General features: G+C 39.4%; 11 protein-coding genes. 6 read left to right on the top strand and 5 right to left on the bottom strand.

All coding sequences use genetic code 11. From position 1 onward, the window contains the following. The first annotated feature begins 182 nt into the window (after positions 1-182). The gene (locus GPM24_RS22195; protein WP_158826080.1) at positions 183-731 is read left to right on the top strand and encodes a plastocyanin/azurin family copper-binding protein; all 549 of its coding nucleotides are present in this window, start codon (positions 183-185) and stop codon (positions 729-731) included. 493 nt (positions 732-1,224) lie between these two features. Here the strand turns inward: GPM24_RS22195 and GPM24_RS07090 are convergent, their stop codons facing one another. Both GPM24_RS07090 and GPM24_RS07085 read right to left on the bottom strand, forming a co-directional pair. After that, positions 1,225-1,896, bottom strand: a complete 672-nt coding sequence (locus GPM24_RS07090) for a TerD family protein (protein ID WP_158826079.1) — start codon at positions 1,894-1,896, stop codon at positions 1,225-1,227. Between the two features lie 7 nt (positions 1,897-1,903). Continuing rightward, positions 1,904-2,479 carry a TerD family protein gene (locus GPM24_RS07085; RefSeq protein ID WP_158826078.1) on the bottom strand — a complete coding sequence of 192 codons (576 nt, stop codon included), beginning with the start codon at positions 2,477-2,479 and terminating at the stop codon, positions 1,904-1,906. 200 nt (positions 2,480-2,679) lie between these two features. Between GPM24_RS07085 and GPM24_RS07080 the strand changes: the two genes are divergently transcribed. Continuing rightward, positions 2,680-2,907 (top strand): hypothetical protein, encoded by a 228-nt coding sequence (locus tag GPM24_RS07080; protein ID WP_158826077.1) that lies wholly within the window; start codon positions 2,680-2,682, stop codon positions 2,905-2,907. Positions 2,908-3,352: 445 nt separating this feature from the next. Here the strand turns inward: GPM24_RS07080 and GPM24_RS07075 are convergent, their stop codons facing one another. The 3 genes from GPM24_RS07075 to GPM24_RS07065 form a co-directional block, all read right to left on the bottom strand. Then, positions 3,353-5,524: a TIM-barrel domain-containing protein gene (locus GPM24_RS07075; RefSeq protein ID WP_158826076.1), complete on the bottom strand. Its 2,172-nt coding sequence runs from the start codon at positions 5,522-5,524 to the stop codon at positions 3,353-3,355. A 127-nt stretch (positions 5,525-5,651) separates the two neighbouring features. Further along, the gene (locus GPM24_RS07070; RefSeq protein WP_158826075.1) at positions 5,652-7,412 is read right to left on the bottom strand and encodes a RagB/SusD family nutrient uptake outer membrane protein; all 1,761 of its coding nucleotides are present in this window, start codon (positions 7,410-7,412) and stop codon (positions 5,652-5,654) included. 15 nt (positions 7,413-7,427) lie between these two features. Then, entirely contained in the window at positions 7,428-10,442 is a 3,015-nt protein-coding gene (locus GPM24_RS07065) for a SusC/RagA family TonB-linked outer membrane protein (protein ID WP_158826074.1), read from the bottom strand. 451 nt (positions 10,443-10,893) lie between these two features. On the opposite strand from GPM24_RS07065, the gene susR reads away from it, so the two are divergent. The 4 genes from susR (at position 10,894) to GPM24_RS07045 (ending at position 13,952) form a co-directional block, all read left to right on the top strand. Continuing rightward, positions 10,894-12,501, top strand: coding sequence for a SusR family glycan utilization regulator (susR, locus tag GPM24_RS07060; protein WP_158826073.1), 1,608 nt, complete (start codon positions 10,894-10,896; stop codon positions 12,499-12,501). Positions 12,502-12,886: 385 nt separating this feature from the next. Then, on the top strand, positions 12,887-13,078 hold the full coding sequence (locus GPM24_RS07055) for a hypothetical protein (protein ID WP_158826072.1): 192 nt from the start codon (positions 12,887-12,889) through the stop codon (positions 13,076-13,078). 53 nt (positions 13,079-13,131) lie between these two features. Next, complete coding sequence (locus GPM24_RS07050) at positions 13,132-13,392, top strand: hypothetical protein (RefSeq protein ID WP_158826071.1); 261 nt, start codon at positions 13,132-13,134, stop codon at positions 13,390-13,392. Beyond that, positions 13,374-13,952, top strand: coding sequence for a hypothetical protein (locus GPM24_RS07045; protein WP_158826070.1), 579 nt, complete (start codon positions 13,374-13,376; stop codon positions 13,950-13,952). Before GPM24_RS07050 ends, GPM24_RS07045 begins: the two co-directional genes overlap by 19 nt. Positions 13,953-14,410 lie beyond the last annotated feature (458 nt).

The raw sequence follows: 14,410 nt of genomic DNA, 5'->3' as shown, positions 1-14,410 counted from the left end.
TAAACCTCACAACTTCATGACGGCAAGCGTATCTAGAGCTTTGGTTTTGATTGCTGCCCGCAGATTTGCCACTGCAGGCATTGCATTTACTTTCTGCCCGGCAAGCAATGCAAATCACATTTTCACTTGACCTTCATCATTTTTAACCTGTATGCTTTATTTCAATTTTGTAAAAAAAATGTATGAAATATTTATTTACGATAATTATAGGTGGCCTTTTGTTCTCCGCATGCGATAACGGAGGCGACAAAAACACACGTGGATCCACTGCTGATACCGGCAGGCTGGCCAAAGCGACCGACAAGCCTACAGCTATTGCGACCCATAACAACCCGGCCATTGAATCGGAACCGGTGAACAACCGGATTGTACTGACCGCTAATGACCGCATGCAATACAGTGATACTTTGTTCAAAGTTAAAGCAGGAGAAAAAATCAGCTTGAAACTCACTAACATTGGCAAGATGCCAAAAAATTCGATGGGGCATAATTTTACTTTGCTGAAAACCGGTACAGACATTACAAAATTTGCCAGTGATGGCATGAGGTTCCGTGATCGGGGCTATATACCGCCAGCCATGAAAGATTCAGTAATTGCACATACGCCGCTGGTAGGGCCTGGAGAAAGTGCGCAGATCACATTCGTTATCAAAAATAAGGGCTATTATGATTTCATTTGCCTCTTTCCGAACCATTATGGCAGCATGAGAGGTAAGATCATTGCGGAGTAATTACGTGAGGGTTGGAAATGCGGTTGAATATGCTGCGGCTATGGCGCAGGCGTTTCAGGAGAAATTTATCATGTTCAATTCTCTTACTTTGACCAATTGGTCATATGGACAATGCAATCATGTCCGCTAGAATCTTCAACTTTCCTGGCCGGCAACTAGGAAAATTGAAGATTCAATTTGGAAGGCTTAAGGCCCTGAATGGCATCGCTGTAGGGTATGAACCTACTTTTGAAAAGCATGCTGTATAGTTTATCCACTACGAGCCTGCGCATATAGATAGTGGCATCTCTTTATATTTTCATGACACCGACGTTTTGTATGTGACGGATACTCGGTGTAACGATCGCCTAATCATACCATTTTGAGTGTTTTCCAGGTCGAATGTTCAGCAGGCCTAAAGTATCTAAAAAAGATGTACCGAAACCTTTCTTATCATTGAAAATAGTAAAGCTTGTACACTTTGCAATTAAAGTAAACAGGCTTTGAATCTTAATTACTTGATGTATTTCTTTAACAGTTCAACAAAGTTGTCGGTTGAATGAGGCTCACCAATAGCCCTGAATTTCCACGAACCATCTTTACGGTATAGTTCGGCAAAGGTCATAGAGCACATACCGTTAAAGGTGCTGTCGCCCGAAAGGCTGTAGCGAGCAATTTCCTTACCCTTGCTGTCAATTGCCCTGATAAATGCATTTTCAACCATTCCAAAATGCTGATTGTTTGCTTTTCCCTGATATATGCTCACTAAAAAAAGGATGTTTTGATACTTTTGATCAAGCGAGTTCAATTTCACAATAATTTGTTCGTCATCGCCGTCTCCTGCGCCGGTGCGGTTATCGCCCGTTAGCCATATATGCCCCGATGGGTGGTTCATTGAGTTAAAAAATATCACGTCTCCTTCATATAGGTTAACTTGACGACCGTTAGTGGCGGTAACCTTACGGCCAAGGTTAGCTACCTTGCCATTGGCATCCAGTAAAAAGGCTATGGCATCAAGGTCGTACTCTTCTTCCTGGCCTCCACCAAATAGCTTACCTAAAAAGCCGTTGCTTTTTTGCCTTACATCCCAGCCAAGTCCCAAAGTTACTGTGGTTAAGTCAAATTCTTCCCCTTTATCGTTTTTGCGCAGGTCAATAGTTTGGCCTTTAATTAAGCTGATTGCCATGATCTGGTTATTTGATAATTTGACCTTTGAAATATTTACTCAGGAAGAAAGCAAGATCTTCACGATAACCAATACCTGAAGCCTCAAATTTCCAACTGCCGTCTTTTTTATATAAACGGCCAAACTCGATACCCGTCTCAATTGAAAAGTCTTCACCTAGTTCGTATTTGGCGATTTCTGTACCATTCGAGTCATCAACAATCCTGATATACGAATCTCTTACCTGCCCATAGTTTTGTTTACGCACAATGGCGTCATGGATGGTTACCACAAAGAGAATTTCAATTACCCTTGGGTCAACTAAGGATAGGTCAACAGAAATGGTCTCATCGTCGCCTCCGGCGCTGTTGCCGCCAGTTGGATCGTCGCCAGAGTGGTGCAAGGCGCCATCAGGTGAATCGGTATTTCCATAAAAAATAAAGAAATCTTCGGCAGGTATAATACGGTTAGTATCGATCATAATTGCTGATGCATCCAAATCGAAATCATAACCCGTTCCTTCATTAGGGTTCCACCCTAATCCAACACTGATTTTTTGCAAGCCGATATTTATTCGCTGGCCTTTTTGCAGGTTTATTGCCATTTTTTGTGATATTATTTATTGCTGTTAAGATACCGAAGAGTTTTTTAATTCATTGTAAAAGCTTCTACAATAACTTGGCAATAGGTAATTGGTTGTACTTATTGTTTGGTAGAGTAAAATATAAATTTGTGATAGACAATTATTATAATCACAATTTGTATAAAAACAATATTAATAACCTAAACCTTTTTTTTATTGGAATGAGCAGCGTACAGCAGGATAATTCGATTATAGACGTAACCGGACAATCGGTAATTATAAATTACAACCAACATTCTTCAATTCTTAAACAATACGCAAAAGGTGTTCCCGCATGGCCACATAAATATATCTATTCTGTAACAGACCTGAGCTACACCAGCAGCAAGCAGGTAGCATTTCATCAAACTTTTAAACAAAATTTTGTGCGGGCAAGTGTCTTGAGATAGAAGGCTTTGACAAATAATAGGTGCCGTTCGGCTATTAAACGGTCCGATATTGTTAGTCAGCTTAAAATAAATTCTGTTTTTCAGTCCAACATTACAGCTAAACTTCAGGAACTTGTTTATTATTTACTCAGTATTGATTATTTAGAGCAAATAGGCCATGAAATCATCATTGGTTTAGAAAGAGAAGGTAGTTGACCAGGCGATTTTTATAAACCGATGTTAAACGTCTGATTAGAAGCTACAAGATCAAATAACTTCAAGTGCATTTAATTAGTTAATAAAAGCGATTAAGTAGTTTTAACTAAAAAAGCAATCACTTAGGTTTGTGATTGCTTTTTCATATTGATTATATGCCTGCTTCAACAACTAAGGTGAAAACGTAAGCGATTTCGTCTTGCATACTTCATTGATTGCAGAATTAACATGCCATTGATGGCATGTTATATTAGTAAGATTTTATTATCACACCAGTCTTCAAATTTCCAGACCCATAATATGCTTTGCCGTTTTTAACAATTACGGCGTTAATTTGCTTGATTTCGTTATTAACCGGATATTTTCCAGACTGAGATGCTAGGCTAATTTTTGTAGCGCCGTTTTGTGTGGCCGCATGAAATTTTAACGTGGCGTTATTCCCTTTATTAAAACCCCTTCCATCACCCGCATCCCAATATAATTCACCGTTGGCTTGACCTTTACTGTCAAGGCAAACATAGAGTGTCAGTTTGTCTAAAGATTTTTCCTCAGTGTTTTGGATAACTTTGCCAGCAGGAATAATACTACCGCCTTTAATTAACAGTTTAGCTTGGTATGCGTCCGTTTCTTCTCCGTTAATTAAGTGCAAATTTTCCCAAATGCCCGTAGGTAACGCCGGATTTTTAGCAAAGGCCGGAACCACCAGTAAGTTACTTCCTAACATAAAAGCCTGCTCTTCACTTCTTAGGCGTGCATCTTTTAAATCAGCAAAAAACACCGGAGACATGATGGGTAATCCTGTGGTATGAGCTTTATAAAATAATGTATAAAGGTAAGGTAGCAAGCGGTAGCGTCGCTCCAATGCAATACGAGATGTGTTTTCAATCTCTGGGCCAAATGCCCAAGGTTCTTTATCGTTGGTGCCGGCACAGGCATGTCCTCTGGCAAAGGGTAGTAATGTACCAAACCCAATCCATTGTGCCCATAGCTCGCCACTAGTGTTCTCTAAAAAACCACCAATATCAGGTCCGCTGAACGGTTGTCCTGATAAACCAAGTGTAATTGACATTGGAACAGATACTTTCATAAATCTTGGATCGGCCAGGTTGTCGCCGGTCCAGGTTGCGGCATAACGTTGTCCGCCCAACAAATTGGCCCTGGTTAAAATGAACGGGCGTTTTTCTGGATTTACAGCTAATATACCATTTCTGGATGCTTCAACCATAAAGCGTCCGTAGGCGTTATGGTAAAGCAGGTGATTGCCGGCTGGCAAATTTCCGCCACCACGATGCGGTGTATTATATGGCATGGTACCCAAACGTAAATCTGCTGCTAATTCGTTGTCGTTAACGGCAGGCTCATTCATGTCGTTCCAAATACCATCAATTCCGGTACTCACAAAATCTTTATACAAGCCAGACCACCACTTGCGGGTGCGTGGCATGGTAAAATCAGGAAAGGCACAGTCGCCAGGCCAAACTTTCCCATGGTATTCTTTGCCGTCGGGCTGTTTCACCCAAACATCATTGGCCGTACCCGACTGGTAAACCCAGTAATTCTTGTCCACTTTAACGCCCGGATCAATCATGTATACTGATTTAAAGCCTTTTTGATGCAAATCATCGTTCAGCTTTTTAGGGTTGGGGAAGTTTTTGTTATTAAATGTAAAAACACGATATCCCTCCATGTAATCTATGTCCATCCAAATGGCGTCGCAGGGAATATTTTTTTCGCGAAAGGTGTTGGCAATAGATCGAACCTTTTCTTCTGTTCCATATGAAAATCGGCACTGGTGGTAACCTAAGGCCCATCTTGGTGGCATCGCCATAGTGCCGGTTAATTCGGCCAAGCCTTTCAAAACTTCTTGTGGCGATTTGCGGTTAATGACAAACACCCGAAACAATGCGCCGCCCTCTGCATTATATTCTATCTTGTCTGAGTTGGTGGTCAGCTCAGCTTTCCATGAACTGTCGAACAATACGCCAAAGGCCGTCCCGTCTTTACGTACGCCCAAAACCCAGGGATGAGTTTGGTATAAACGTTTTCCGTTGTCGGTGCCATAGGCACCATTATCAGTATTCCATAATTTTATGGTTTGTCCGTTTCTTAGTAGCGGACCAGTCACTTCTCCACCTCCGTACAGGCTTACATCACCTTTTAAACGGACAACTGCACTTGCCTTACCATCGTTTACGGAAAACTCAGGCACAATACCCCAGTCTGCCGGAACCGAACTTTTGATTTGAGGTTCTTTTTGGAGTATAAGGGAAGGTGTTTTAGAAATATCAAAGCCAACCGGAATAAACTCGGCGATAGCATTGCCAACCAGTCCGGACCGGCTTACAGGTACCGGCCTAGCCTCAACGGCGGTACAAATAATTAAGAACAAGAAAGATAGATGATACCTGAGCGATACTGTCATAAATAATTGATAGTGATTTAATGGATGGGTAAATAATTGTAACAAGGTTTAGGTAATACTTATGATTTTGTACAAAAACCTACCGCACTGAAATGCCATTTCATTTCGGTGCGGTAGGTAATTCTTTTTAATATCCTGGATTTTGTACCAGTTGCGGGTTTGCGTTCATGATAGATCGGCCGATTGGGAATATCTCTGTATGCTTATCGCCATCAGGTTTCTTATCCCACCAGGTTCCGGTGTTGAAAACACCCCAGCGTATAAGGTCTGTCCGGCGTCTGTTTTCGCCTAAAAACTCGCGGCCCCATTCATCCAGCATTTCCTGATCATCAAGCTGGCTGCCATCTGGTCTGTATAAACTTAACGAACCTTCCGGGTAGTTCCTTTTTCTTACTGTATTCAATAGGGTTGCGGCGCCAGCCCTGTCGCCCGCTCTGTATCTACACTCCGCAAGCATGTAGTAAACTTCAGAAAGACGAATTTCTGCATAGGCCGAGGTAATTCTGTTGGCGTCTGTGCTAGGGTACACAGGATACTTAACCATAAAAATTCCTGAATTATGATCGGCATGGTCCATGTTCGACACTTTATCTGCTATCTTGTTACCAGGTTTTGTTCCTAGAAACATACCTACCTGATCACGGATAAATAAAGGATAATTACCCTTGTTACCTCTAACGGTATCTGGGCGTGATACGCCGTTAACTGTGCGCACAAACGGCAGGTATCCATATAAGAACATTCCTTCACGTTTACTGTTGCCCAGATTCTTGTAAAGTTTTAAACGAACATCATCAGGATATTTTTGAAACTTCACAAATGGTTTTCCAAGCTTATGGCTGTACTCAACGCTATCTACATCCCGGCCCGGCTGCAAGGCATATCTGGGATTTGACTGGCCAAAGTCGGTAAAGCCGCAGTATAATGGGGCGGCGTCATAAGTCATTCCCCAAAAATACATACCACCATCATACTGCCAGTGTGTACGGGTTAAACTTGATGGAAATCCATAGATAACTTCGGAATTGGGTTGAGTATTGGTGTAATCAAATGGCGCGTCCCATCGCGTGTCGAGTTGATAATTGCCATATTTACCGTCAATAATTTCTTGGCAAATTACTGCGCAGTCTGCAAATTTATCTACCCCGGTGTAAACTTTTGAATTTAAGTACAAACGGGCTAGTAATGCCGCAGCACCGGCTTTAGTCCATCGGCCAATAGTACTGATCTCAGGGTTTTCGGGCTTAATAAGTGTTGCGCGGGTTGGCAAATCAGCAATTGATTCCCGCAACTCAGTTTCTATGAAGTTAAATGCCTCTTGAGGTGAAACCTGCTTACTGCCTTGCGTAATATTCTTAACCTCTTTTATGACTTCTATGTTGCGATAAAAATCTAAAGCACGTAAATGAAACCAGGCACGTAGTGTTCTGAGTTCTGCTTTAAAATCAGCCAATTCTGCCGGCGTTAAATTTAGTTTTGCTGGATCTTGGATACTTTCCATATCCTGAAGAGAGTTTGTGGCTAACACAATGCCTTGGTAAAACGCTGTCCAAGCTCCACTGGTAAAACCATCGTTTATGGTCCAGGTATGATAGTGCATACGTGCATAATAGCCGCCGTCCTGCCAGTCGCCCTGCCGGTTATAAGTACCAAATTCATCCGAACTATCTTCATTGACAGCAAAAACGTCGTTACCTTGTATGCTCCAATACGCGTGCTCAAAAGGACGAAGAAAATCGCGGATTACATCGTCGCGGCGTTGTAAAAAGTTACTTTCGGCCACCTTGTCATAAACCTGTTCATCAAGCTTTGTACAACTGTTTGTCAGTGCCATAAATGCAATAAGTGCCCCGGCCTTAACTTTTATAGATCTTAAATATTTTTTCATGTTGATAGATATTGATTAAAAGGTAACTTGAGCACCCACAATAACTTGTAATGTTGACGGATAATAGTTTAAAGTTCCGTTACCGTTACCATCAGTTTGCACCCCTGGCGTAAGCCCATTTACTTGTATTAAGTCAGGATCACCTACACTTAGGGCTTTAAACGTATGAAGGTTTCTTCCGGCAGCATAAAGTCTTATTCCATGAATGAATTTTGAGTTGACTTTATGTGTATAACCCAAGGTTACATTATCAATCTTCACAAAAGATCCGTTCTCTAAAAAATAATCAGAAGGAATAGATAAGGTATTGGTAAGCTTTGAATATTTGCTTTTGCTATCATAAGCAGTAGTAAGTACATTTGCATCTCCTTGTGTTGCAGGCGTTCCTATATAGAATGCGGCAGTATTAAACACTTGATAACCAAAATTGCCTCGCAAAAATACACTGAGATCAAAATTGCGGTAAGTAAAGGTATTACCCAATGAAGCTGTAAATTTGGGTAGGCCATTACCCACAAATTGATAATCAGTAGTATTTGCCTGATTAGCCGGTACTATACTTCCATCTTTTCTGTACACTAACAAGTTACCGTCAGCATCAACACCGGCATTTTTATACATATAGAACGAGCCAATGCGTTTACCTTCCTGCAAACGTTGTATGTTACCTGGAGAGCCTGGAGCCGGCAGACCGGCCACTTCTCGGTAATCAGTTCCTTTGTATAAATCGTTTGAAAAAGATACGAACTTGTTATCATTATAAGCGCCAGCAAAGGTGATGTTATAACTAAAGTTTTTCTTTTTAATCAAAGAAGAGTATAGCTGTACTTCAATGCCCGAGTTTTTCAGTGTTCCTACGTTTGTATAAGTTTGACTTTGCGCGTTAGGTGGTAAAGGAACGTCGTAAAGACCAAGCAGATCTTTATTAGTTCTTACATAATAATTTACTGAGCCGGAAAGTTTGCCATTAAACAATTCAAAATCAACACCTGCATTAAAATTGATAGCCTTCTCCCATTTTAGGTCGGGATTTGCGTTTTGTGAAGGCCCATATACCTGATATGATGTACCTTCATAAGGAAAAAAGCCGTAGGCCCCGTATAAAAGTAAGGATAGGTAGTTTCCAAAATCTTGGTTACCGGTAATACCATAGTCAACCCTTAATTTCAAATCATTCAACCATGATACTTTATTTTTCAGAAATGATTCTTCGGTAACGCGCCATGCAGCCGAAGCAGCAGGGAAGTTACCCCATTTATTGCCGATGCCAAATTTAGATGATCCTTCGTGCCTTAAGCTGGCTGTAAAAATGTACTTGTTATTAAAATCATAATTTACCCTGCCAAAAAATGAAATGAGTGTTGAGGTGTTTTTTGTAGATGCAACGGCATCTTGCCCTTGGCCCACACCTCCGCCATTATACGCACCAGAGTATAAGTTATTCCATAAAAAAGCATCAAACGGAATGTCATAATTTTGTGCCCTGAATTGCTCATAACTATACATCGAATAAGAGTAGCCACCCAACAATTTTATATTGTGCTTCCGAAAATTCAACGCGTAATTTGCTGTCCACTCAAAGTTTTTAACATCGTTTTCAACCTGTTCCTGCCGTCCAAAGTTTCTTTTTTTATCTGGGTTATTATAAACGATAGTGGAAAGTGTAGAGGGGCTGAAATATAAATTTTTGAAAGATGAGCTTGATTCAGATACCGTAGCCATAGTATTTAAATTTTTCAAAATATTTACTTTAAATGTCCCGCTGATATCCAGTTTCTTTATTTCCTGCTCATCTCTGATCATCTTTGCATTTTCAACCGGGTTATTTGAAAAAAAGCCGGTATTTATATAATTATATTGGCCATTTTCTCCATATATGGAATAGGTGGGGTTTAGTGTAAGTGCATTGTTAAACCCACTGTAATCCGCCCTGCGGGCATATGCATAACGCGGTGCGGCTGATATCGAAGCTGAATAGACGTCGTCCTTAGAATTAAAATTTACATTAACACGCGCACCGTACTCTTCCTTATTGGCTCTAAGATCAATACCATTGGCATTTCTGTAATCACCCGAGGCAAAGTAATTGGCACCCTTTGAACCGCCCGATAACTGTACTGTGTGTTTTTGCCCAAATGCCGGCGACTTACTTACCTCTTTTAACCAATCGGTGTTGCCGCCGCGGTCTAGCCCTGGGTTTTTGGTAACGTTGGTCACCCTGTTTTGCACATAGGCATCTCTCGAAAGCAAGTTATATTTGTTGGTGATGTAATCGAAGCTGGTATAACCATCATAAAATAAACGCTGGTCGCTTGTGCCTTTTTTAGTAGTTATGATGATTACGCCGTTACCACCTCGTGTACCGTAAATAGCAGATGCAGCACCGCCCTTAAGCACGTCTATCGATTCAATATCATTTTGATTGATGTTATCAATGTTGTCGCTAGTTAAAATTACACCGTTCACAATGTAAAGTGGTCCTAAACCTGCATTTCTGGAAGAAACACCTCTTAACTGTACTGAAGGAGTGGAGTTGGGGTCGCCTGTTGCGGTATTCGTTATCGTTAGTCCGGCAACTTTGCCTTGTAAAGCTTGTAACGGACTATTGCTTGCTACCGTTTGTAACTCTCCTCCGCCAACGTGTGTTATAGCGCTTGATACCTCTCTTTTATCCAGAGTGCCATAACCAACGCTTACTACCACTACGTCATTAAGTAATTTGTTGTTCGTGGTCAGTTTTACAACTAAATTGTTCGAACCAGGAATAGAAATGGTTTGGGTGTTGTAGTTAATATAAGAGAACCTAAGTTGGTTGACGGTATTAGGTACCGTTAGTTGAAAGGATCCGTTAATATCAGTTGTAGTTCCAATACTTGACCCCACTACGCCAACGCTAGCGCCAACGAGCGGTTCTGTAGTAGCAGAATCAATTACTCTTCCGCTGACAGTTCTGTTTTGAGCAAAAGCAGAAATTGCACAGGCGAAAAGTAAGATAAGACAACTTAACAAGCGTAAAAATTTTACTTGCATAATTTATGGTTTAATTGGTTTGAAAAACCGCCTTTCCCATTCGTCGCTGCAGTCGATTTCCTGGTGGGGCGAACGCCATTAATATGGCGCTTTAATTGGTTGGCCAAAATAAAGCTTGAAAGGATAGAAGTAGACTAAGCTGGATAGCAATCTATGTAAAATCTAGCCAGTGTAATGTGTAAGTAGTTGATTATTATGTTATTGAATATAATTTCCGTATAAATAATCTAAACTTGAATTGTATTATTTAGCGTTTAAAAGCCACAAAATCCTGCTGAAACAGTACTATAATTGTAAATATATAGTGATTAAGTTCTATAGCATATCCAGAAAAACGGTCAAATGTTAATGCAACGTTTAAAGTGAATGACTTATATTGCGTTGATAAAGTATTGGCTAACCACCACAGCTTTACACTCCATTTTGCCTATATTATTGCAGCTGATAGATAATGAGAATTAAAATATTTTTAGTGAATGTGTTGTTGCTAGCGAGCTTCTTTGCTTATTCACAAAATAACAAAACAGATAGTATCCTGTCTGTTTTAAAGGCGGAGCTCAAAAAAGAAAAAGCCTATGACCTTAAAAAAGAAGTTAAGATAAACCAGCTACGCAACCATCTGCTGCATACGAAAAACGCAAACTTTGAAACTCAATATTACCTATTATCACAGATATTTGAAGAGTACCGTTCTTTTAGATTCGATTCTGCATTTACCTATGTTAAAAGGATGATCACCGCTTCTGAACAATTTGGAAAAAAAGACTTTCAAACAAGCAGTCAAATTTTAATGGGAAGCATTTTATTAAATTCAGGATATTATAAGGAAGCGTTTGATGCAGTAAAAAAAGTTGATACTACTAATTTAACAGATAAATTAAAAACTGATTATTTTAATTTGCGGGCTCGGTTGTATATCGGAGCAGCTGAATATAATAACGACGCATATTTTTCCAAAATTTACTATAAACAATCGGAACTTGATTTCAAAAACGCTGAACTGGCTACACCTATCAGCGACTTTGAAAAGACCATTAATCTTGCATTTTTACCTGCATCAAAAAAAAATAAAAACTTAACGCCCGACTTCTTTTATAATTTTATTGTAGGCCAGCGTCTTCCTGAACACGGCATTGCGATGGTTGCCACGCGGGTTAGCTATGCATATACTGGAGAGGATCGAATTCTTTTCCTGGCGCTTGCCGCTATCAATGACATTCGTTCCTCGACAAAAGAGACACTCGCCATTTTTTTATTAGGGCAAGAGCTGTTTAAACTTAACAGAACTAATGATGCCTATATTCTAATGCAGCAGGCAATAAAAAACGCCAAATTTTATGGTACCAGAAATCGTGCAATCCAAATAGAGTCTATTTTACCGCTTATTGCAAGTAAATTGATAGATGAAAAACAACATGAAAAAGACAAAATACTGATTGGCTTTTTGGTTTTCGTAATAGTGGCAGTTGTTCTTTTCTTTTTGCTAATTATTTACCGGAAACAAATATTACATATTAAAGCCAACGAGCGAACAATTAAAGAAAAAAACAGCGAGTTGGAAAAAGTCAACGGAAAGCTATGGGAATCGTCAAGAATAAAAGAAGGTCTTATCGGCTTGTTTTTTAAAACGTGTTCAACATATATCGAAACACTTGACAGGGTTACCCGAAAAACCCAGCATAATATTAAATTAGGTAAATATAACGAAGCTAGTGCTATCCTCAACGACGTTCAAATTGGAAAGGAAAAAGACCGATTTTACGATACTCTTGACAAGGTTTTTTTAACCATCTTTCCCAACTTCATCTTATCTTTTAATGCATTGTTAAAAAAAGAGGATCAGGTATGGCCTAAAAAAGGGGAAGCACTTAATGCAACGCTTCGTATTTTTGCTTTAATACGGCTGGGCGTTACCGATTCTGAAACAATCGCCAAGATACTCAATTATAGCGTCAGCACTGTGTATACCTACAAAGTCCGTGTGAAATCTAAAGCGCTAGTACCAGCAGATGACTTTGAGCATAAGATTATGGAAATTAAGTTTATTGACGACCTGTAATAATCAGTATGATGCAACTGGTTTATAAAAATAGGGGGAGCAATATAACTAACCAAAACTATTTAAGTATTTAAAGACTGATTAACGAGTTTGTTGGCCTGAATCAATATATATATATATATATATATATACTTTTATCAAACCACGATATATTGCGTCTATTGAAGTTTAAAAATTTTGTTATCTAATAAAAATGAGACGTGGCTATCACTTCTGTTCATTTTATACATATGCTGTTCTGCTATAACCTTTAAGCTCAATTTTCGTTCATCTCGCTGATAGTTACACTAAGTAAGGTATTAAAAAAATATCAATGAGTGTTAGGCTAGATTTTGCAAAGCGTTTAATTCAAACTATTAGTGTTTGTTTTATTTCAATCGTGTTAATGAGCGTTAAGTCCCACGGCCAGTTAATTTTTAATATCAACCAATCAAACATCTCGTCTTCCATACTTACAACCGATAACTCATCTGTTGATTATTCAGCACCCGTGGTTGGTGCATTGCCTACTATTTCTATCGGTGCATCATCTGCTATTTTAAGTAATAATGGTATTACCATCCCAACCTTAACTTAGCTACAGCTACCACAGTGCCTTTACATACCAACGTAAAAAGTAATTTAAGTAAATTGTCTTATAACGCTGGCTATGCTGGTGCTGCCGATCCCGGAGCAGCAATTGGTTTAGTTGCTGCTCAATTCTTCAGTCCTCTTTCCGGAGCACCGGTTTATTTGAATACCAGCCAACAACGTTTAACATCTGGTACCGGTCTAGCAGTTACTGTCGGAAATAAACAAACTTTTACTCAAAAATTTTCGGTAAGTGCCTTAAACTTGAAAATAGTTTTTTGCAACAAGGCACCTACTCAACAATGCTATCTAAAAATGTAGCCGATGCTCAGACGACTCCAAGTGTAACAGCACTAACTTACAACATGCCGCTGAACATCGTAGTTAAAGATTTAACAGAACTGAAAGTTAATCAATCTACTGTAGATCTAAGTTACAAGTTTGCAAATGATTACATAAACGGCATCTATATAGATATTCCAAATCATCTCGCTATAAGCAAAACAACGCCATTTGATGTCTATGTTAAAGCCAGCAATAATACACTTTCAATGGGTGGTAGTACAATCCCGGTTGGCTTAATCACACTTTCGCCTACGCCAGATGTTAAAAGGAGTTTTAATGCAATAACACTATCAGCCACTCCTCAAAAACTATTATCTGGAGCGATGCCCGTTATTGACAAACAACTGAATGTCCGCTTTGCTATATCAGCTGAAAATACAAAGCAATTACTAGGAAAGGCGGCAGGCGATTATGCAACAACCATTACTTATAGCATAGTTGCACCTTCACTTTTAATAATTAGTAAGGCAGAAACCATAATTAATTACATTCTTTTCACTTTGAACAAACACTGCAATTTAGTAACAACTATGTAGAAGGTTTTAAGTTCTATAATTGCCACTTGTTTAGCGACCGTTAATGCCTTCATTCGCTAACGATTATTTAAATGTGAGCATTTCATAACTAAAGCATTACTTTCAATATCAATCGATATTCTAAACAAAATACTGAGGAACTATCTTAAGAGGAGGAAACAGTATCTAAAGCCATTACTTATAGTCATGAGATAAGTAGTATCAATTTTGGATAGCAATTCGCATTTCTAATTAAGCTGTTAAATTAAAAGCAAGTGAGCATTTCACTATCGCAAGAGCAGGTTTTTGCCTCTTTACTTAATGATTGTTAAGTGTGGGTCGCCGGTTGCCAAAGTAACGTATCATGCAGAAAATTCGCCACGTCGGGCAATATGTGTAAGCCTTTAAAGTCTTCGAGCAACACAAAAGGAAAAGCTTTGTATCTAATATTTAGCGGGTTAGGGGTATTGATACAAACG

It is taken from the genome of Mucilaginibacter lacusdianchii (assembly GCF_009770985.1).
GTDB lineage: Bacteria > Bacteroidota > Bacteroidia > Sphingobacteriales > Sphingobacteriaceae > Mucilaginibacter > Mucilaginibacter lacusdianchii.
The sequence above is the reverse complement of the archived record's forward strand: the minus strand, read 5'-3'. Positions and strand labels throughout refer to the sequence as shown.